The sequence below is a fragment of the Enterobacter sp. JS8-1 genome (assembly GCF_049187015.1).
Lineage (GTDB): Bacteria > Pseudomonadota > Gammaproteobacteria > Enterobacterales > Enterobacteriaceae > Enterobacter > Enterobacter mori.
In genome coordinates this window covers 920,380-940,324 of sequence record NZ_CP185805.1, presented here as the reverse complement: position 1 = coordinate 940,324, position 19,945 = coordinate 920,380, and the positions used below count along the sequence as shown (strand labels likewise).

Below are 19,945 nucleotides of genomic sequence, written 5' to 3'. Positions count from 1 at the left end.
TTATTCCTTGCAATATTCAATGTCGAAATAGCTGTAACCAAACTGTTTGTCGGGAACGATGGTTCTTAATTGGCCCGAAAAATCAGCATGTTGTTTGAGCCAGGCGAAACTTAACGCTGGAGTCAGGCAGCCGCTGGCACCGTAGAGATCAACCAGATCCAGCGTATTCTTCGCGGGCAGCGTCGAGCGAGACAGCAGGTCTTTGCGCAGGCCCGAAAATGCAATCTGTTCAGGAACCTGGGTGTGCTCGATGGCATCGGCCATGACGTACTGCCCACCCTTCACCCGGATAGCGCTTTCCTGCTGGCTGAAGATGAAACACCCGGCGCGTTCAACCGTTAAATTGACGTCTTCAGCCTTGCCTTTGCGCTTCTCTCCCCACTTGAGGGCAATGTCTTCATCAGAAAACACCAGGATCGGGATCGCCCGGTACGCCGTGCAGATCACGACAAAATCAAACACATCCCAGCTCAGGTAGTCGTTCGCCATGCTGACGGCCTGCACGAAGGATTGCTTCTCACCGCGGAGCTTGCAGGTGGGAGCGTTAACCGAGAATTTCTTGACCAGATTTTTGGGCAGCGTGTCGATCGCTGAGATATGCAGCGCGCTGGAAATATTCTCAAACGGCCCGGATTCCCCCCAGGCGTCGACATAAATAAATGCCGTGCGCTGCTTCAATAACCGCATCCGCTCTTTAGTGGGCAGCGCCATAAGCGCGTCATCCGCCGCCTGCTCCATCGCCTCAAGGTATTTTTGATATTGCGGGTTACGGATCATTTCACCGGGATAGAGATCCGGCTGCGTACCAAAACGTTTTAATCCCCAGCCATGAGCATGGGTGGATTTCATCGCCTTATTGTATAAGTGTGCTTCCCAGGCGTTTAACCAGCTGGGTTGATAGAAATAAAATTTATCTTCCGGCTCAATTAGCGAAAATGAGGATAAATACATAGGGCTCTCCATAATCGTTCAAAGGCCTCGATGAATATCAGACATCACGGCACCGATAATTGAACCATCCACGCCAACCCCTACCTTAAGCAGATGGTTTTTGTGGTGCCCAATGATGCCGCGGTCAATAACAACATGCTGCGCAACGCTATCAATAATGGCGTCGTTGCCCACGGGTGAAATCAGCTCTTTCTGCGATAACGTATGGTGACCAATAATTAAATCGACGATACCTGAGCCGGTGGCGGTATAGCCAATCTGGCCTTTATAGGCCAGAACCGGAAGGGTATTTCCCTCAGCAAAGACCTCTATCGCTTTTGCTTCCGCTTTATCACTGATGGATGAGCCGTTGCCGTGCGGCATAATCGCGCACAGATCTTCCGTGCTGAGGTCCGCTTTTTTCATCGCGGCCTGCATCACCTTTAATACATTGGTGCTGAGCCAGGAACTGTCATTGCTTCTTCCGGCACTGATCTGCGTGTAGGTGGTTTGCAGTCGTATCCCATGCCCTGCTTTTCTGGCGCGTCGGTGGCGCGCATTTTCCAGCAGGATCGCGCTGTATCCCTCAGCAAAAAGAACGCCTTTACTGTTTTCACCGAACGGCTGGACCAGGTGCGTATCCAGCATCGACTGGGTATCGAGGAACCAGATATCCTGGGTTTTAATTTTTGAGCAGTTCACCACCAGCACAATATCAACGCCGCCATGCTCAATTGCCTGGCAACCTAAATGCACCGCCGTCATCGCTGAATTACTGGTGCAGTTCATATTGGGCGGTAAATACTGCAGGTGATATTTACGCGCAAGATTTCCGGCAATACGATCCTGCGACATATTATCGACGTGCAGGGTCATTAATGATTTTGTCAGATGAATATCTTCAATATCATTTTTGTTATAGAAACTCTTGAAGGCCATGCCATCGACCCGAGGGCCGATGCCGGTTAAATAAACGCGGGCGTTGCACCCGGCCAGCCATTGAACATCTAATCCGGCCTGGGCGAGTGCATCGTCGATCAGACGATAAAGCAGATCTAATGCGCTATCATCCGTATGATCCAGCGTGGCAATATGCTTATTGCCATCGAACCCACACTTAATTGCCTCGTCGTCGGATTTAAACCAGGGCTTTCTTTCAACACGTTTGCCCAGCTTCAGATTTTGAATAAGCTGAATACTGTCTTCGGCAAACGGCAGACAGGAACTGAACCCCGAAATGATAGCGGCATTATCCACAATATTATCCTTTAATCACAAACGCGTAGTAGTTGCCGCCTTCCGTCGCGCCCACCAGCAGCACGTGCTTCAGGGCGAGCTTCAACGGTTCACGAACGAAGTTGATTCGCTTATCGAAGAACTCAACGGTATGAGGAATGGCGGGAACCGCCTGCTTCTTAATACAGTCAATGATGACGGCCAGGTTAAGCAGCCCGGCAGCAGACGCAACAAAGCCAAAGCAGGCGTTATAGTTCACTACCGGCACATCCGGTTTGGCCTGAGCGAAGGCTTCAACGATGGCATCGATTTCAATGCGTGAGCTTTCATCGCTACCGTTGCTGGTGCCGCAGACCAGATCGATCTCCTGCGCCGTGACGCCGGCATCCTTCAGCGCACGGGTAATCGCCAGCGCCATGGAGGCGGATTTCTCGTCCTGCTGAGAAGCATCGAAATAGCTGTTGCTACAGGCTTTACCGTAACCGACCACTTCTGCCAGCACCTCAGCACCACGCTCTGCGGCGCGCTGCGGATCTTCCAGCAGCAACATGCAGGCACCTTCGCCGGGAATGTAGCCCTTCGAATCGTTACCGTAGATGTGATAGTCGCGAGCGTCAGAGGTCATATGGAGCTTGCGGGTGACGGCATCCATATAAAGTGACATCGACGGGAAATACTCGTCCGCACCGCCCACCAGCACCTGCGGCTGCAGATCCTGACGCACGATTTCGTAGCCGTAGGTTAATGCGCCTAATGCCGCATTCTCCCCGGTCGCCAGGGTGGTGGTGTAGCCCTTGATCCCTTCGGAAATACCGCAGAACGTAGGGATTGAGTTCATCAGCGAGCCCGGGAACTCAGAGGTTCTGACCTTGCGCGGGTCTGGCTTCAGGCTTTGCAGGTATTTGTAGGTGGTTTCCTGCGGGCCGCTGGACATCCCCATCACCATGCCTAGCGCATCGCCATCACGTTTAATTTTACGCTTCGCCTGTTCCAGCGCTTCGGACAGCGCAATCAGCGCGAAGGTACCGCCACGGGTGGCTTTACGCGGGTCAAAGCGACGCAGATGCTTACGCGGCTCAAGGCCGGTGACCTGGAAGGTTTTAAAGTGTTCGTTCGCTTCCGGACGGGTGGCCGTCAGCACGCTGAACTCTTCACCAAACAGCGTCTCAAACTGACGGGTTGATTCGAGCACATCCAGCAGCTCTTTCGCCTCTTCCAGCGTGTCTTCCGGGAAGGTGACGCCACCCAGTTCAACGGTATGGTTCTGCTTCCAGACGTTATCGAGGATCTCGTTCACGGTGTGACCAATCGCGGAGACGGCCCCCAGACCGGAGATTGCCACGCGTTTTTCGTCGTAGGTGCTGACCGGAACAGAACACGGCTCCATGCTGATAATCATGCTGCAGTTATTACCGCCGAAGGCATAATTGTTCTTCATGAAGAGGTTGATTTTCTGGTCGCGGAAGTCGTTTGGCACGTAGTCCAGATCGCAGTTTGGACGCGCGTTGTTGAAGTTCAGCGTCGGCAGAACGCGGTTATCCGGCAGCGTCACCAGACACGCGATCAGTTCGACGATACCCGCCGCACCGATGTTATGGCCAAAGTAAGACTTGGTGGAGCTGACCAACAGCTTCTCGTTGTTGGCGAACACCTTTTTCATCGCCAGCGTTTCGATGCGGTCGTTCGCTTCAGTGCCGGTACCGTGGGCGTTGACGTACTCAATCTGCTCCGGGGTGACGCCCGCGTTTTCCATCGCCTTATGCATCACCTGTACGGCACCGCTGGCGCGCGGATCCGGTCCAGTTTCGTGGAACGCATCGCAGGAGGTGGCGTAGGAGAGGATTTCACCGTAAATGGTGGCGCCGCGCGCGACGGCGTGCTCGTACTCTTCCAGCACCACGGCGCCCGCGCCTTCACCAATCGACATGCCGGAGTTGCCGGAAAACGGCGTACAGGCTTCCGGATGCATGACGTTCAGGGCATAAAAACCGGCGAAGGTTGGCAGGTAGATCGGCTCTGTCCCGACGGCCAGCATCGTTTTGCTTTTGCCGTTCTGGATATAGTCAAACGCCATGCCGACCGCGTTAGGGCTGGCCGTACAGGCGGTCGCAACCAGTTCAACCCCGCCCTGCAGTCCGAGCAGCGTAGAGACGCTGGAACAGCAGGAAGAGAAACCGCCGGAGAACAGCGCTTTACGCAGGGAGAAATCTTCCATGCGTTGTTCAAACAGCGGTAAGAACGCCTCGGTGCCCGCGGAGGAGACGCCCACAATCAGGCCCGTCTCTTTCAGGTGCGTCTTGTTCTCGGCCAGCCCCGCCTGATTCAGCGCGTCTTTACCGACCTTATAGGCCCAGAGTGCAGCATTATCCAGTGACGCAATAACGTCATCCGGTAATTCTGAATAATCAATATCATGTAACACTTCAGCCGCGCGGGCGTTTTCAAACCATTTTGAAAAACGCACGCTGTCGGTGACGCCATTTTTTTTATTTAATAATGCGTCTCTAAAATCCTGAAGGTTTTCTGCCAGTGAGGAAAGGATCCCAATCCCGGTAATAACAACGCGTTTCCGGTTTGTCTTCATAACTATGTACCACCGTGTACAGACACTAAACAGTGAGAAAGGATCCGTGGCGTGATATTGCCCACGGATATCTCACTCACTGTTAAAGATGAATAATGAATTACAGCGCGCTTTTCGCTTTAGACGCGTCGATAAAGCTGTGCTCAGTCGGATTAACCAGCATGCTCAGGTTATAAATAAATGGCATACCTTTGGTTTTTGCCGCGACGGTTTCCGTATTCGTTTGAATAGCGAAACCGCTGATATCAGACCATGCGTATTCATTTTCCAGCAGTGCCAGCGCAATGAAGCACTGCAGCGCCGGAGAGAAGACCGCTTTCACAACGTTACCTACAGCCTGACCGTCAACCAGCACGCTGTCGCCTGAAGCAATGCCCGCGCATTCCCCTTCGACGATCATGCCGATAACCTTGCGCGCGCCTTCACCGTGAGACAGTTCTTCAACGGCGTCTTTACCCACAAAGCCTTCTTTGTCGTACTGCACGGCCCACTGCAGCTGTAGCTCTACCGGGTTAAGGTTGTAGCCAGCCCACAGCGCGTCATCCCAGCCTGGGTTTTCGATACGCACAATTTTCTGGTAGTCCAGCCCGCCGGTCTGCAGCTGGTATTTGCTACCGTGCTCCAGCAGTTGCTGCCACTGATCCAGCAGCTGTTCCTGCTGGCCCACAACCATGTAGGCGAACTCGCCGTGTTTGCCGCAGCGGAATACCATCAGTTCGTTATCGGTATTCATGTACTCGTAGTAAGGCAGGCCGATGACGTCGAAACCGTGGATTTCGGACATCAGTTCCCAGGAGTAAGGCCCTTCAACCATGATTGCGCCCCAGCTCTGCTCACGCATGTCGGCAATTTCAGGGGTTTCCTGGATATCCAGCTCGTCGGCTTTTTCCAGAAGGGCATTCAGACCCGCGATCAGCTCCGATGACGGGATGTTTTCAGACAGGATGTAATAGCCATCGGATGAGCAGAGCACGTACACGTCGCCGCGGACGGTACCGTCTTCATTCAGCACCAGAGAGTAGATCCCCTGCTCGTCACGAATAATAGAGACATCGGCAGAGACCAGGTTATTCACCAGGGCCCAGGCGTCATCACCCATCACGCTGACGATGGACATGTGTGAATAGTCCACCAGCAGGGCATTTTCACGTACGGCTTTGTATTCCACCATCGGATCATGATAGGCAGAAGGAACGTTGGCATTGTTGTAAATGCCCATTTTCGCATTGTTTTTCAAATGGAAATCATAAAGAGACTTCATAACGGGATCCTGTTATTCGCAAAGATAAATTAAGCTTTTTTCTTCTGGATGATAAATGTCGCCAGATTATTGATACTTCTCATATAAGAAGGATCGTCGCTTTCGTTAACTTTAATATCGAAAACTTTATCCAGCATGACCACGATTTCCGTTGCATCAACGGAATCCAGCTTTAAGCCATTGCCAAACAGGGCTGTATCATCATCAATTTGAGATTCATCGCGCTGAATATTTAAACGCTGAATAATCTCGGTTTTAATTGTCATCAGCACGTCCTTGCGCTGGTCAATTTCATTTTTCATTGTTGTCATGGTATTAACTCTCTCAGGGGTTTACTTACTTTCGCGGTAATTAATAATGGTGCCGTGGCTGATTAATCGCTTCCCGACGTTCGCCGTCACGGAATAGTGCTTAAAGCCATGAGCATCAGAAAATGCCAGCTTGCTGGTGACTTCAATCGAGTCGCCAGGGTAGGCAATGTCTTTAAATTTTAAATTCTGGGCAGCCAGTACGCCGCGCACCTGCGCGCGGCGGGTGCGGATGATCTCCCGCATCTCATCACGCGTAATGAGCGCATGGATATCGCGTAACGATTTGAGTTCACCGCCGTACGTCTCGCTGTAGATATCGCAGATATCGGTGAGGAACGAGAGGTACTCACTGGCCTGACCAAAAATTTCAGAAATAATCACCCCGGGCATGATCGGATCGTCCGGGAAGTGCCCGAGCAGATAAGGCTCGTTATAGGTGATGTGCTTCGTCACCTTCACAAAGCCATTTTCGCCGTATTTGAAGTCATCAATTCTGTCGACCATCAGCAGCGGCTGACGCCAGCCGCCCATTTCCAGAAAGATCTTCGAGGGGATAACGTATTTAGACATGACTCACCGCATCACCAGGCCGCCATCGATAACGATGGTTTGACCCACAATGTAACTGGACGCAGTCGAGCCCAAATAGACGACGGTATTGGCCACCTCGTCACATTTGCCCAGACGACGCAGCGGAATAGAGGCGGTCACGCCACGCACCACCGTGCGGGAGACTTTTTTCACCATTTTGGATTCAATCATCCCCGGCGCGATGGCGTTGACGCGCACGCCGTACGGTGCCAGCTCGGCAGCCAGCGTGCGGGTGAAGCCCAGAATCGCCCCTTTAGACGCGCTGTAGTTCGCCTGCCCGACGCTTGGGATAATGGCCGCAATGGACGCGACGTTGATGATGGCCGGGTTTTCTGAAGAACGCAGCAGCATTAACGCCTCTTTGGTCAGGCGGAAAATACTGAACAGGTTGGTGTCCACCACCTGGCTGAAATCATCAAAGCTCATTGAGGCAAAGAGGCTGTCTTTCACAATACCGGCATTGTTTACCAGCACATCCAGCTTGCCGACGGCTTCCGTCAGGTGAGAACAGAGCGCAGAAACGCTCTGCGGATCGGCGAGATCGCACTGAATAATAGACAGCTTGCTGCCCGCCGGATGCGCCTCTTTCAGCTCTGTTAACTGCGTAGCATTTGATTTATACAGCGCGTAAACATCGCAGTCCTGATCGAGAAACTTCGCGCAGATCGCCAGACCAATATCTCCGCTCGCTCCGGTGACCAGAACCGTCTTTTCCTTAAGATCGTTATATTGATACATAATATTCACAAATAGTTAGGTTAATAAAGTATGACAACGGCAGTCGCATAATTCTGACAATGCGAAATACTGAGCGAGGCATTCTCGAGCTGCTTTTCAACAAGCATCTCTTTTACTCGCCCGGAAAAAATAAAATGGGGGCAACCCAATTCGTCATGGCCAATTTCGATATCCTTAAAGGTGATCCCGTCGCGATATCCACAGCCGAGCGCTTTGACGACCGCCTCTTTTGCCGCCCAAAATCCCGAGGCGCGTTCATAATTCGGGTCTTCACGGTTAATTTTTATATTTTCCTGTTGGGTAAAGACGCGATGTAAAAAATCGGTTTGCCAGTTTTTTATCGCCCGCTCTATTCGCGAAACTTCCACGATGTCCGTGCCGATACGCATTTTTCGTACTTCCCTGTTCAGAGCTGATAAGAAACATTCAGATTAAAATTAAATTTATTCACGTCCATGCTGCCCGGGTATTTTACCGGCATGGAGATTGACGAATCGTACGCCAGGCTTTTGACGTTACCCTGAATACCTATTGTGCTGCCGATGATAATCTCTTCGCCGTAGAGGCTGTCCCGTCTTATATGGCCTGCGTCGACACCCAAATAGTAGTTAGCGTCTATGCCCCGCACCGGACGATAAACGGTATTTTGCAGGTAGTATCCGCTGTTCCCGGTGAGACCCACGCTGTTTTCAAACCCGCGCACGCTCCAGCGGTCGCCCATCGTCATTTGGTCCTGGAGCGTCAGCTCGCGCGGCGCGTATTGCGCCAAAAAAAAAGCGTTATACACATTGCCGCCGAGCTGGCGGGTATAGTTACTTTCAACATTAACAAGCTGGCTAACAGGGCTGACATTGCCATAGATCATATCGGGCGTGTGTTCCGCCCCGAACCAGCTCAGGAATCGCTGCCAGGAGAGCGACGAATCCCAGTGAGCATTCACTAACTGCTGCTTATAGTTAACGCCAACCTTGACGTTATCCATATCGCGCTTCTGCAAGACCAGCTCTTCCCCCTCCACCGTATAGCCTGATTTCCGGCGTATCAGCTCGGCGCTGCCGCTCACCTTGCGGGTTTTATCCCGATAGAGCACGCGTGATGCTTTGAGGTTTGCGTAATCACTTTTCCCCGCATAGTCCACGGTGGTGTAGAAAAGCGGAAGGGTCTGACGCGACTTGCTGGTGCTGTAGAACAGAGAATAGTTCCAGTAGCCTACCGGCAGCGCGTAGTAACCACTCACACTTTCATAGCGGCCATTGGTGCTTTTTGTTCCCGCGAGATAAAACAGGTCGCTGAAGCGGGCAGTGTTGTACAGGTAACCCACTGCAGAGGTCAGATACTGCCCCGTTTCTTTCACACCCCAGTTGTTATAGCTGGCCCGCACGCTCCAGTTTTTTTCACGGTTCGTGTTGATGTGAATCGTGCTATATCCCTGCTTTGTGCCCGGTTCGATGTTGATTTTGACGTCAACACCCGGCTCCTGCTGGAGGTTTTCCAGCCCCTGCTCAATATCGCGAATATTCAGGATGTCTTCTTTCGCAAAAGGCAGCATCAGCGGATTAATGTCGTTACTGTCGACAATAATCTTTTCAATTTTCCCTGCACTCACGGCAAGCTTCAGCGTGCCGGACGCAATGTTTTGCGTTGGGATCGTAATACGGGTGGTGATGTAACCCGCATCAATATAAAAATCTTGCAGCGCCGCGGCAATTTTCACCACGCCAATACTGCCTACACAGCGGCCGAGGATCTCTTTTTTGATTGCCCTGTCGGTCTTACGCTGAAGAAAATCATTTTCAAGAACCAGAGACCTAATCGTGAAGCAGTTCTCTTCTTGCGGTAAATCATTCAGCCTGAATACTTTACGTTCGGTACTGGAATAAACGTCCTGCCGGTACACCTTTTGTTCTTTGAAAGTATTCAAATCGGCATTTTGCTGCTGCTTAATCAGGTTATTAATGCCCTCCTCCGCGAAGGCATGAAAACTTAACAGCAACAATAAGGGTAAAAATTTAAATCGCGATTTCATTAACTTTCTCAGAAAAAAAAGGCAGCAGGGTCTCGTTCTGACTTTGCGCTATCAGGCGATAGCTGCTGCCTTGTATTACACTTTACACATTACAGACCGACAATAGCGCCGGTATTGGTCACTTTATTCGCATTAAGTTCCATACCAGACAGACCGCCGAATACAGCATCGCTGCCGCTGTTCGTCAAATTGTTGGTCGTGATACCGGCAACACCGTAACTCACCATATTCAGGTAGTTATAAATATTGCCTGCAGTTTTCACCAGCAGGGTATAATCGCTCACGATATTACCGCGGTTATTAATGTCGGCACCGGCATTAATCGCGATATTCTGCGCAAGGATATTGCTGTTGGCGTTATTGGTTAAATGACGCTGAGTATCAATCTTAACGCTGGTCACACCCACGATGTCTTTAAAGTTCTCAACACCGTTCAGGGCATTAATCGCCAGTGCGTTACCTGAAGAGATGGCATTGCGGTTATACAGTGCACCTTTCAGGACATTGAAGTTCAGATCGCCTTTACCGCTGATCCAACCGTAGTTGGTGACGTTGTTATCGACAGTCAGATTAACGTTCTTATCTGACGCGATAACGCCGGTCGCCGTGTTGTTCTCCATGCTGCCATCGCTGTAGTTGCTCAGCGTGCCTGCAGTCACGTCAAGGTTGCCCGCGCTGTAGGTGGTCGCATAGTTGTTATAGAACGTACCCGCTGCTTTGATAACAGCATCTGCACCGCTTACCAGCATCGCACGGGTGTTATCCAGCGTCCCTTTGGACAGCACGCTCAGCGCGCCGTCATCCGCGATGATGCTGCTGTTGTTGTTGTAGACGTTCTGACCGGAAAGCGACACGCCTTCACGACCAATCATGCCGCCAACATCGCCCGTCACGCCGAAGGTTTCGCCATGATTACGAACAAAGTTGTTACCGTCACGGTTTTCAATATTCCCTGCCGCGTTAACGGAGAGCTTATTGTCCGCCACGATCATTGCGGTGTTGTTGTACACAGTGCCTTGTGCATCGACGGTAACGTTCTTACCTGCGATCAGACCGTTGTTGTTATCAACGGTGCTGGCAGCCAGCTTGATGTCACCCGCCTGCGAAAGAACTGAACCACGGTTGCTGTCGAAATAACCTGTCAGCGCCAGATCGATATTGCCGTAGGCTGCAACCCGACCGTAATCGTTATTCAGTCGGTTCGCTTTCAGGGCAATGTCGCTACCGGACAGGATCTGACCGTAGTAGTTATCAACCGTTCCACCTGCAGTGATAGTCACGTCGCCAGTCTCAGAGCTGATTTCACCGCGGCTGTTGTTCACATTCCCGGCGGCAGTCAGCGTTAAATCACCGACCGCTTTGATTTTGCGCGAGTTGTTATCAATGGTATTAGCACTTAAGGTTGCATCGCCATAGCTGATCATATTCAGATCGTTATAGATATTGCCTTTCGCGCTCATTGCCAGGCTGCTGTCAGCAACGATATTCCCACGGTTATTGATGTCATAGCCCGCGGAGATCGTAACCTTATCGCCAACCATGTTGCTGTTGGAGTTGTTGGTCACGCCACGCTCGGTGTTGACCACCAGATTCTCGCCAGCGGCGATATCTTTCAGGTTTTCGATACCGGTCAGCGCGGATACCGTCAGTGATTTCTCAGCAGAAACGGTATTACGGTTAGTGAAAGAGCCGTTCAGAATGTTGACGATGGCATCACCCAGGCTGCTGATCCAACCATAGTTGGTCAGGCTGCCCTTCAGATTCATGGTCAGGTTCTTATCCGCCGCAATCACGCCCGTTGCATTGTTGTCTTCGAGCGCGCCGTCGCTGTAGTTGCTCAGGCTGTTGGCCTCGATAGCCATGTTGCCCATGCTGTAGAGGGTGGAGTAGTTGTTGTTCAACGTACCGCCAACCTTGATGGTGGCATCGCCGCCGCTCACCAGCAGTGCGCGGGAGTTATCCACGTTGCCTTTTGCCAGCAGCGTCAGCGGGCCATCTTCAGCAACAATACGGCTCTGGTTGTTGTAGATGTAGTTCCCGGAGAGCGAAACGCCTTCTTTACCGACCATACCGCCGTTCTGCTGCGGCATCCCGAAGTAGGTGCCGAACGCAGAACCAAAATCGGTACCGTAGCGGTTTTCGATGTTATCGCCCGCAGTGACGCTCAGTACCTTGCTCGCAACGATGAATGCCGTGTTGTTGTTCACGCCTGCGTTGGCATTAATGGAGACGTTTTGTCCCATAATGAAGCCGCCGCGGTTGTTCAGGGCGTTGGACGCCAGGGCAACATCACCCTCTTCTGAGCTGTAAACGCCGATGTAGTTAGTGATGTTGCCACCCACCGCAACGCTAACACCGGTTTTACCTGACACGCCGCCGTTGTCGTTACGCATAGAGGCCGCTTTGGCGATCACTTTGCTGGAGGAGTTCAGCTTGCCGGAGTAGTTATCAATAGCGCCGGCGCTTTCCAGGGAGATATCGCCATTCGACGCCATCTGTCCACCGTTGTTATTGATGCTGTTCGCCGCAATCTGCACGCCCTTCTCGGCGATAATGCCTAACGAGTCATCGCTGGCCGTATCCGCCGTTTTGGTCGAGCCGTTGTTAACCGCACCTTTGGCTGCGATTTTCGTGAAGCCACCCGCGGAACGGATAATACCTTTGTTGTTATCGACGTTGCCGCCGCTGACAACGTTCACATCGCCCAGGGAGTCAACCAAACCGCTGTTGTTGTTCACCGCGGCAGACTCAAGGCCAACGTATCCGCCCTTAATCTGACCGTTGCTGTTGTTCAGCGCACCGGTTTTTAACGCCACGATACCGGCTTCAATCCCAACCGCATTGCCTTTACCGTAGTTGGTTAAGGTATTGCCGTTGGTGTCGGCCGCCAGCATACCCGCCGCCGCCATTTTGCCGTTGGTGTTGTCGACAGCGCCGCTATTGACATAGAGGTCAGCCATCGTCGAGATGTTGCCCGAACGGCTGTTGTTGAGGCTGTTTTTGTTGGTGTCCAGCGCGATAGTCCCAACGGAGGTAATATCCCCGGTGGTGTTGCTCAGTGCGCCATTGGTTTTAATATTGATCTGACCAGAGGACTCAATGCGTGCATTGTTGTTCAGCAGCTGGCCGTTGGCGTCAATATTAACCCCATTGGGACCACCCGCAATAACGCCCTGGTTACGGACGCCGACACCGCTTTCGGTGCTGACGAGGTTGATCTTGTTGGCATACATGCCGCCCAGCGCAGCAACGTCAATGCTATTGGCATTACGCGTACCGGCAGCGGTTACCGACCCGGTCACCTGGCCTGCAGCGTTAACGTAGTTATTGCCCGCAACAACGTTCAGCTCGTTAGCGGTGACCTTATCCGTCACAACGACATTACGAGACAGAATTTCAGTTGGGCTGGAGTTATTCAGTTGACCCAGGGTGATGGTGCCACCGTTGACGGAGTAACCCGCAAGCTGGTCATTCTGAATATCCGGCGTACCGGTCGTCAGGGTCAATTTACTGGTGTTAATTGAACCCCCACCGTTAACGGTAATACCGTTCGGGTTGGCGATAATTAAATCGGCCTTATCACCTGCGACTTCCATCATGCCGTTAATAGCAGAGGCATTTTTCGAGGTCACTTCGTTCAGAATAACTTTCGCTGAGCCGGAGGTCAGGTTGCTGTTACCCTGAATCTGGCCTGCCAGAACGGTATTCGATCCTGCAGCACTGTTATTGAAGATCAGACCGTTCTTGTCCACGTTTAACTTGTCATACACATTATGCGAAAGCCCCTTATCGTTGGCTTTGTTAATGTTAATGACAGGCACGTTTCCAGCAGAAGCAACGATACCGTTCTTCATGCTGATCTCTGCTGTGTGCGCAACAAATGGCAGAGCGAGCAGAACCGAAGCGGCCACAGGGTGCCACTTAAGCTCTAATTGAAAGACATTATTCTTTTTACTTTTCATTATTACCTACTCTTTATTACGGAATCATTACATTCTTTTAGAAATATAACTTCGCCACTCTAAATAATTACTTCACATCCTATGATTATTGACCTCCTGTGGTTTCCTACCATTTCATTAATTAGAATTTAAGAGCATAGAATTGAGGCTAATTCTGTCATTTTTGATCTGAATTGGCATTCAGACTGCACCACATATATGGAACTTTTGATTAGGAACAAGTCATCCAATATTCGGAATTTTATACATCCCGGATAGTGTTGACCTGTTCCGTAATCAGATTTTATTCCTGATACGAATAGTCGCCGTAGGTGTAAGGTTCAGCGGCGCGCTTCTCTACGCCGTTAAATATGGTGCCCTGGATGGCGATGCCATTTTGATCGAAGCGGCGCAGCCCTGCCTCCACCTCTTTCAGGGAGTTCTGCTCAAAGCGCACCACCATCAGGGATGTTGATGCATATCGGCCAACAATGGCCGCATCCGTCACGCTCAGGATCGGCGGGGTATCAATGATAATCACGTCATATTGCGTTGAGCACGACGTGAGCAGCGTCTTGAATTTCTCAGACATAAAAAGCTCAGCAGGATTATTGGTCATTCGTCCGCGACCAATAAAATCCACTTCCGGGTATTCCGTGTGCTGAATAACAGTCGAAATATTAACGTCTTGAGATAAATAATCCGCAAGCCCTGCGCCATTTTCTGCCGCAGAGAAAACACGGTGCAAATACCCTCGTCGTAAATCGCAGTCGATCAACAAGACCCGCGTACCCGCCTGCGCCATCAGTACGGCGAGGTTAGAACTCACGAAAGATTTACCGACCCCGGGCGACGTCCCGGAGATCATTAATATTTTGTTGTCCGATTTCAGCATCGCAAAATGGAGGCTGGTACGCAGCCCCCTCAACGCTTCGACCGCCAGCGACGTTGGCGTCGATTTCACCAGCAGCTCGTCAGACTGGTAAGTCGGAATGGCGCGGCACCGTCTGCGCTTCGTTAACTCAGGCGCCAGGGGAACAACGGCCAGGACAGGAATGCCACGTTTCTCCAGCTCAGCAGGTTGCCGGATCCCTTTTATCAGCATGTTGCGAACAAGGATGACCCCAGAGGAAAAGAGGAACCCCATTAAGGCGGATAAGAGAACAATCAATATTTTTTTCGGTTTCACCGGTTTCTGCTGCGTGACCGCATGGTCAATAATCCGCACATTCCCCAGGGTACTGGCCTTACTGATATTAAGCTCGTGCTGTTTATTCAGCAAAATCATATAAATATCATTACCCATCTGGACATCGCGGGTCATGCTTAAAATTTCTTGCTGGGTGCTGGGCATCGCGCTAATACGCTGGTTCAGCTTTTCTTTTTCCGCAACCAGAATGGCTTTTTTCTCAGACAACGCTTTATAGGCCGGGTGAGTACGCTTATACAGCTTGGAAATTTCCGCCTCTTTAAAGGTCAGTTCATTAAGCTGCGTATCAATAGAGACGACGTTATCCAGAATGAATTTGGCCTCTAATGACAGGTCAACGGACTCATTATTCTTTCTGAATTCATTCAGTTTACTCTCGGCGTTAACCAGATTGCTTTTGATCTGCAACAGCTGCTTATTTAAAAACGCCAGGCTTTTGCTTGCCTCTGCCGATTTGCGCTCAACGTCCTGCGCCAGATAGTTCTGCGCAATACTGTCCAGGATCTGGCTGATCGTCACCGGGTCGGGGCCGATCATGCTCAGGTGCAGCATGCCATTCCCCCCCGACTTGGTATCAATGGAGACGCGCTCTTTAAGCTCTTCAATGACCGAATGCTCATTGCGCTTTGTCACACTGAACGCGGTGTTTTCCGTGAGTTTGGCAGATTCGATCAGAAGCTCAATACCGCTGGCCTGAACAGGTACACCCACTTTACCTTTCACGACGGCATCCCCCACGTGCAGGGCGAAGTCTCCAGAAACCGCGATGTCCAGATTCAGGGGGGTATTCATCCATTTTTCCGGTACGGACAAATAGGCAATATCGAGCGTCGCCGGTTCATGACCCAACAGACGCTGCAGAGTGGCATTCGCAACAGGATAGGTTTTTTCTCTTACGACAATATCCAGCTTCAAATCACGTACCGTTTTACCCATCACTAAGCGTGATTTGAGTAACGATACTTCGGATTCAGAACTGACTCCGGAGCCTTCCGGGAGCATGGTAGACAGCTTGTTTAAAATGCCTAAAGAGGAATTCTTCTCAACCTGAATTAACGCATCGCTCTTGTAAATCGGCGTCGAGATGTTAGCAATAATAATCCCCATAATGATAAACAGAATGGTCGTCGCCGCTATCCAGACTTTGCTGTAAAACAGCACCTTAAGGATTTGAACAATATCAATGTCCTCCTCCCGCTGAACAGGATCGGGAGGGGCATTGCTAACGTGTTTGTTATACATACTCTAATCAGCCTTGATTATTTAACCTGCTGGAAAACCTTGACCCATTCTTCGGCAGCGGAAAAAAGTTGTTTGAAAATGATGTCGGATATTTCAGCTCCCCGGCGATAAGGATCTGAAATTTCCAGTTGCTGGAGCCAATATCCGAATAAAAAGGTCTTACCCCGGGCTTCCATCGCCAGTTGTGTAACCGCTTCAATATGATGCTTATCCATGGTCAGGATCAGATCGTATTCGCGGCACATAGCAGGCGTAAGCTGTCGGGCAAGATGGCCCTCTAAAGAAAAACCCTGTTTGCTGGCCGACTGCCGCATGACGGGATCCGCCGGTTCCCCTGTTAACGCTGAAATACCGGCAGAGTCCACCCTCATGCCGGGTAAGCGCGAACGCAAAATCCGTTCCCCCGCCGGGGAACGACAGATATTGCCGGTGCAGACGACCAGGATGGAGGTATATCGCCCATACACGATTAGTTACCCCAGTTTCTGACAAAACGCGTGGTTTCCGTCAGGCTGTAGATACCATTAATGGTTGGCATTAACTGGTTAATCACCCTGTTCCAGCGTGCAACCGGCGCCGTCGTGACATAGACAATATCGTATGGTTTAAGCTTAAATTCCGTGCCTAATACCAGCGCGGTGGCATCACGCGCGTCGAGCTGATAAATAGCCGCTTGTTTCCCCGCTTCTGCATCAGGTTTCGCCTCAGAGCGAATGACAAATATGCCGCTGGCATCGCTTGTCATTTGATTGATTCCTTCAGCATTCCCCAGCGCTTCTGTCAGCGTCATGCCGGAACGATCCATTTTCATGGTGGTTTGCTTGACGACATCCCCCATAACAAAGACTTTTAAGTCGTCATTACGCGGGATATAGAGAATATCGCCAGGGTAGAGCAGTTTATTTTGCTGCAAATCCCCATACTGCATGAGCGCCTGCAGGGAGACCTTCGACTTCTTACCGCCCTGGGTTAATACCACGTTGCCCCAGTCTGCATTCTCGGTCAGCCCGCCCGCCTGGTTTACCGCATCAATAATGGTCAGCGGCACGTTGGTGATAGGTTGCTGGCCGGATTGATTCACCTCGCCTGAGACCGTCACTTTTTGCGAGCGGAATGCGGCGATCCCCACATCGACCTGCGGGGATTCAATATATTTAGCCAGATGCTCGGTGATCATCTCCCTCACTTCGGTCACCGTTTTGTCCTTCACGGCAATTTTGCCGATGTAAGGATAAAAAATGGTCCCGTCCGAATGTACCCAGTTGCCGGTGTCGCTGGCGCTGCGATACTGGCCTGACGGCGTGGTGAGCTCCGGGTGTTCCCACACCGTCACCATAATGATATCGCCCACGCCAATACGGTACTCATACGCGTCCAGACGCTTGTTCAGCTCGGCATTACCCTGCGCAACCATCACGTTTTCACGCAGCCGCTCGATCAGGGCTGGCGTAACGGGATAAACATTGATATCGACGTCGTTGAGCGTTTTATCATCCTGTGCCTGAACAATGTTTTTCCCGGACGTATCAATATGGCTGCCCGGTGCAATCTGGCAGCCTGCAAGCAAAATAATAGAGGTTAAAATAAACAGAACTGAAATTTTCTTCATGCTTTTCTCAATGTCACCTCTGAACAATGACATTCCCTTTTAATTTTCCATCACACAAAACGTCGCTAACGAGGAGTAATACACGTGAATCATAACTGATGAAATTATAACGCTCCCCGTTTTATCTGTCCTGCATACGTGGAATATTCCTGGTTGAAAACCTCGCATTCTTACATTAATGTCTAAAAGGAAAACCGTGCGACACAGGTAAACAATTCCCATTTAGTGAGGGAGTCTTCTCAATTAAGCGTTTATTTATATCGTGTAGAATATAAATATATTCATACCGTAATACCTGTCTGTCGGTATGCAAAGATTACGAAGATGGACTTTTTGCCATTTTATAGCCTAAATAATTCGAGTTGCATGAAGGCGGCGACGCAGCGAATCCCCAGGAGCGTACATAAGTACGTGACTGAGGTGAGCGAGAAAAGCCAACGCACAGGCAACTTGAAGTATGACGGGTATAGTTCACTAAAGGAATACCCATGGATACCTCCAGAGTTATTTTATCCCGATGTAACTTCAGTAACATCGGCCTGAGTCACTTGCTATCCGGTACATTCAGTAAAGAGAAAATTATCTCGTTTGATGACCAAAGAAACTTGTTTGCCTGGGCGAAGGAGATCAGGAGAGGGTCTTTTTATACGTTGTACCTGGTTTTACCTGATTCCATATACAGCAATATTGTTTATTTCCACTGGTTGATTTCCCTACGTAGAAAAACAAATAATGCAGCCATTTCAGAAATCATTATTGCTTATCACTCGGATATTTTTCCGGAGCTATTTTCTTGCATTTGCTCTCATTACAAGCATCGCCTTGTGAATATCAACAATCTCACGAACGATGAGATCATAAAAAAAATGCATACGCAGCGCCACCCAAGCAAAAACAAGATTATCAAGAAATACATCGAACTGACGCATATGGAGTTCTGTGTGTTAAAGCTGATGATTGCGGGTTATTCCATTGATGATATCAGTATCGTGCACAACATTAAGCCCAAAACCACCTATACGTACACCAACAACATAATGAAACAGCTGGGCTTTAACTCTTTAAAGAAAATATACTCCTGCGGCGAGATCATTAAAGCGTCAATTGAGCATGACATAATCAGAGAAAAGAAAAAGCAGTACACCAATGCGAAGATCAAAACCCACGAACCACAGTTTGCATGACACCTCTTTTTTCAGAACCTTTCCCTTTGATATACCAATAAAAAAATACGGATAGCATCTCTGCGATCCGTATTTTAGTCATACACGCGGCTTAGTGGCTTTTCACTAAAATTTCCACACGACGGCTGTTAACGTTACAGCCTGCCGCCTGCTGGCTGGCATTTGTACCGCAGCCTTCAGCGCTCTGCGCCACGCCCTGACCAACGGTGTTGTTGATCATCTCTGGCTTGATCCCTTTCTCGATCAGCAACGAACGAACGGTATTCGCACGTGCTTCAGACAGACGCTGGTTGGCCTCACGGCTACCAATCGCATCGGTATAGCCCACGATCTGGATCTCACGAACGTTATTCGCCTGACGGATAAACTTCACCACGTCATCCAGCTTCTTACGAGATTCCGCAAAAATTCCCGCCGAGTTGCTCGCCGCAAAGCGGAACAGCACCTGTTCCTGAATGAGCACTACGCCGGTGTTATTAACGTAATCACAGGGTTTGACCTGAGATGCACGGTTAATAATTTTGGTCTGCTTGTGCATATTTTTCAGAAGCGTTTCCGCACGCGAACGTTCCTCCAGCGCCGCTGTATTGCCCGCAGTGCCCGGATTAACCTGAATAAAATAGGTCTGCGCGCTTTCGGTGCTCAACTGTTGCTGAGGGTTTTGCTTGCCCTGGTACGTCGGGTGATCGTTGAAGAATGACTCCACCGTGTGCGCGCCCGGTGCCGCACACAGGACGGTAAACTGCCCTGGTAACAACACGGACTGCAGCTCGCGGTCAACATAGACCGCTGCAGGAACTGTGCCCTGTGGGTAATAGACGACAACCTGTGCCAGTTCAGGCGTCACGCCCGCCACCGGACGATAAGGTTGCGGTGCCGTATTTTTTGGCGTCGGTTTGATCACTACCGGTAAATCAATGGCCTTTTCCACATTTTCAGCTGAATAAGCGGGGTTGGCCATAAATGCACTTAATGCAGCAGCGACACAGAACGCCAGGTTTATTTTTTTAAAATTCCGAGGGGTTATTTTCATTTTCAAATTCCTGATTCACCCAGTGATTAATCGTATTACTTCAGATATG

The 19,945-nt window shown here is 50.5% G+C and carries 15 protein-coding genes; 1 reads left to right on the top strand and 14 read right to left on the bottom strand.

Annotated features, from left to right (window positions below):
* The 13 genes from ACOQH0_RS04380 to ACOQH0_RS04320 all read right to left on the bottom strand — a co-directional run bounded on the left by ACOQH0_RS04380 (nucleotide 1) and on the right by ACOQH0_RS04320 (nucleotide 17,679).
* The gene (locus ACOQH0_RS04380; RefSeq protein ID WP_421511619.1) at nucleotides 1-951 is read right to left on the bottom strand and encodes an ATP-binding protein; all 951 of its coding nucleotides are present in this window, start codon (nucleotides 949-951) and stop codon (nucleotides 1-3) included.
* 18 nt (nucleotides 952-969) lie between these two features.
* Entirely contained in the window at nucleotides 970-2,187 is a 1,218-nt protein-coding gene (locus ACOQH0_RS04375) for a beta-ketoacyl synthase (RefSeq protein ID WP_108415639.1), read from the bottom strand.
* Between the two features lie 4 nt (nucleotides 2,188-2,191).
* Nucleotides 2,192-4,750, bottom strand: coding sequence for a beta-ketoacyl-[acyl-carrier-protein] synthase family protein (locus tag ACOQH0_RS04370; RefSeq protein WP_089598148.1), 2,559 nt, complete (start codon nucleotides 4,748-4,750; stop codon nucleotides 2,192-2,194).
* A 100-nt stretch (nucleotides 4,751-4,850) separates the two neighbouring features.
* Nucleotides 4,851-6,011, bottom strand: coding sequence for an aminomethyltransferase family protein (locus ACOQH0_RS04365; protein ID WP_100167186.1), 1,161 nt, complete (start codon nucleotides 6,009-6,011; stop codon nucleotides 4,851-4,853).
* 29 nt (nucleotides 6,012-6,040) lie between these two features.
* On the bottom strand, nucleotides 6,041-6,322 hold the full coding sequence (locus ACOQH0_RS04360) for an acyl carrier protein (protein ID WP_029484982.1): 282 nt from the start codon (nucleotides 6,320-6,322) through the stop codon (nucleotides 6,041-6,043).
* Nucleotides 6,323-6,343: 21 nt separating this feature from the next.
* Nucleotides 6,344-6,892 (bottom strand): 3-hydroxyacyl-ACP dehydratase FabZ family protein, encoded by a 549-nt coding sequence (locus ACOQH0_RS04355; RefSeq protein WP_010427841.1) that lies wholly within the window; start codon nucleotides 6,890-6,892, stop codon nucleotides 6,344-6,346.
* Between the two features lie 3 nt (nucleotides 6,893-6,895).
* Nucleotides 6,896-7,651 (bottom strand): SDR family oxidoreductase, encoded by a 756-nt coding sequence (locus ACOQH0_RS04350; protein ID WP_411814245.1) that lies wholly within the window; start codon nucleotides 7,649-7,651, stop codon nucleotides 6,896-6,898.
* A gap of 20 nt (nucleotides 7,652-7,671) precedes the next feature.
* Nucleotides 7,672-8,040 (bottom strand): holo-ACP synthase, encoded by a 369-nt coding sequence (gene acpS / locus ACOQH0_RS04345; RefSeq protein WP_010427837.1) that lies wholly within the window; start codon nucleotides 8,038-8,040, stop codon nucleotides 7,672-7,674.
* A gap of 17 nt (nucleotides 8,041-8,057) precedes the next feature.
* A complete protein-coding gene (locus tag ACOQH0_RS04340) occupies nucleotides 8,058-9,677 on the bottom strand; it encodes a ShlB/FhaC/HecB family hemolysin secretion/activation protein (protein ID WP_325826471.1) in 1,620 nt (539 codons plus the stop codon).
* Nucleotides 9,678-9,766: 89 nt separating this feature from the next.
* Nucleotides 9,767-13,639, bottom strand: a complete 3,873-nt coding sequence (locus ACOQH0_RS04335; protein ID WP_421511618.1) for a filamentous hemagglutinin N-terminal domain-containing protein — start codon at nucleotides 13,637-13,639, stop codon at nucleotides 9,767-9,769.
* A gap of 283 nt (nucleotides 13,640-13,922) precedes the next feature.
* Complete coding sequence (locus ACOQH0_RS04330) at nucleotides 13,923-16,070, bottom strand: polysaccharide biosynthesis tyrosine autokinase (protein WP_421511617.1); 2,148 nt, start codon at nucleotides 16,068-16,070, stop codon at nucleotides 13,923-13,925.
* A gap of 17 nt (nucleotides 16,071-16,087) precedes the next feature.
* Nucleotides 16,088-16,537, bottom strand: coding sequence for a protein tyrosine phosphatase (locus ACOQH0_RS04325; RefSeq protein WP_089598152.1), 450 nt, complete (start codon nucleotides 16,535-16,537; stop codon nucleotides 16,088-16,090).
* Between the two features lie 2 nt (nucleotides 16,538-16,539).
* The gene (locus ACOQH0_RS04320) at nucleotides 16,540-17,679 is read right to left on the bottom strand and encodes a polysaccharide export protein (RefSeq protein WP_100167202.1); all 1,140 of its coding nucleotides are present in this window, start codon (nucleotides 17,677-17,679) and stop codon (nucleotides 16,540-16,542) included.
* Between the two features lie 488 nt (nucleotides 17,680-18,167).
* Between ACOQH0_RS04320 and ACOQH0_RS04315 the strand changes: the two genes are divergently transcribed.
* Entirely contained in the window at nucleotides 18,168-18,863 is a 696-nt protein-coding gene (locus ACOQH0_RS04315; RefSeq protein WP_256460066.1) for a helix-turn-helix transcriptional regulator, read from the top strand.
* Between the two features lie 91 nt (nucleotides 18,864-18,954).
* Here the strand turns inward: ACOQH0_RS04315 and ACOQH0_RS04310 are convergent, their stop codons facing one another.
* On the bottom strand, nucleotides 18,955-19,794 hold the full coding sequence (locus ACOQH0_RS04310) for an OmpA family protein (RefSeq protein WP_421511616.1): 840 nt from the start codon (nucleotides 19,792-19,794) through the stop codon (nucleotides 18,955-18,957).
* Nucleotides 19,795-19,945 lie beyond the last annotated feature (151 nt).

Coding starts and splice junctions, on each gene's coding strand:
- ACOQH0_RS04380 (WP_421511619.1), bottom strand. CDS start 951: ATGTATTTATCCTCATTTTCGCTAATTGAGCCGGAAGATAAATTTTAT.
- ACOQH0_RS04370 (WP_089598148.1), bottom strand. CDS start 4,750: ATGAAGACAAACCGGAAACGCGTTGTTATTACCGGGATTGGGATCCTT.
- ACOQH0_RS04365 (WP_100167186.1), bottom strand. CDS start 6,011: ATGAAGTCTCTTTATGATTTCCATTTGAAAAACAATGCGAAAATGGGC.
- ACOQH0_RS04360 (WP_029484982.1), bottom strand. CDS start 6,322: ATGACAACAATGAAAAATGAAATTGACCAGCGCAAGGACGTGCTGATG.
- ACOQH0_RS04355 (WP_010427841.1), bottom strand. CDS start 6,892: ATGTCTAAATACGTTATCCCCTCGAAGATCTTTCTGGAAATGGGCGGC.
- ACOQH0_RS04350 (WP_411814245.1), bottom strand. CDS start 7,651: ATGTATCAATATAACGATCTTAAGGAAAAGACGGTTCTGGTCACCGGA.
- acpS (WP_010427837.1), bottom strand. CDS start 8,040: ATGCGTATCGGCACGGACATCGTGGAAGTTTCGCGAATAGAGCGGGCG.
- ACOQH0_RS04340 (WP_325826471.1), bottom strand. CDS start 9,677: ATGAAATCGCGATTTAAATTTTTACCCTTATTGTTGCTGTTAAGTTTT.
- ACOQH0_RS04335 (WP_421511618.1), bottom strand. CDS start 13,639: ATGAAAAGTAAAAAGAATAATGTCTTTCAATTAGAGCTTAAGTGGCAC.
- ACOQH0_RS04330 (WP_421511617.1), bottom strand. CDS start 16,070: ATGTATAACAAACACGTTAGCAATGCCCCTCCCGATCCTGTTCAGCGG.
- ACOQH0_RS04320 (WP_100167202.1), bottom strand. CDS start 17,679: ATGAAGAAAATTTCAGTTCTGTTTATTTTAACCTCTATTATTTTGCTT.
- ACOQH0_RS04315 (WP_256460066.1), top strand. CDS start 18,168: ATGGATACCTCCAGAGTTATTTTATCCCGATGTAACTTCAGTAACATC.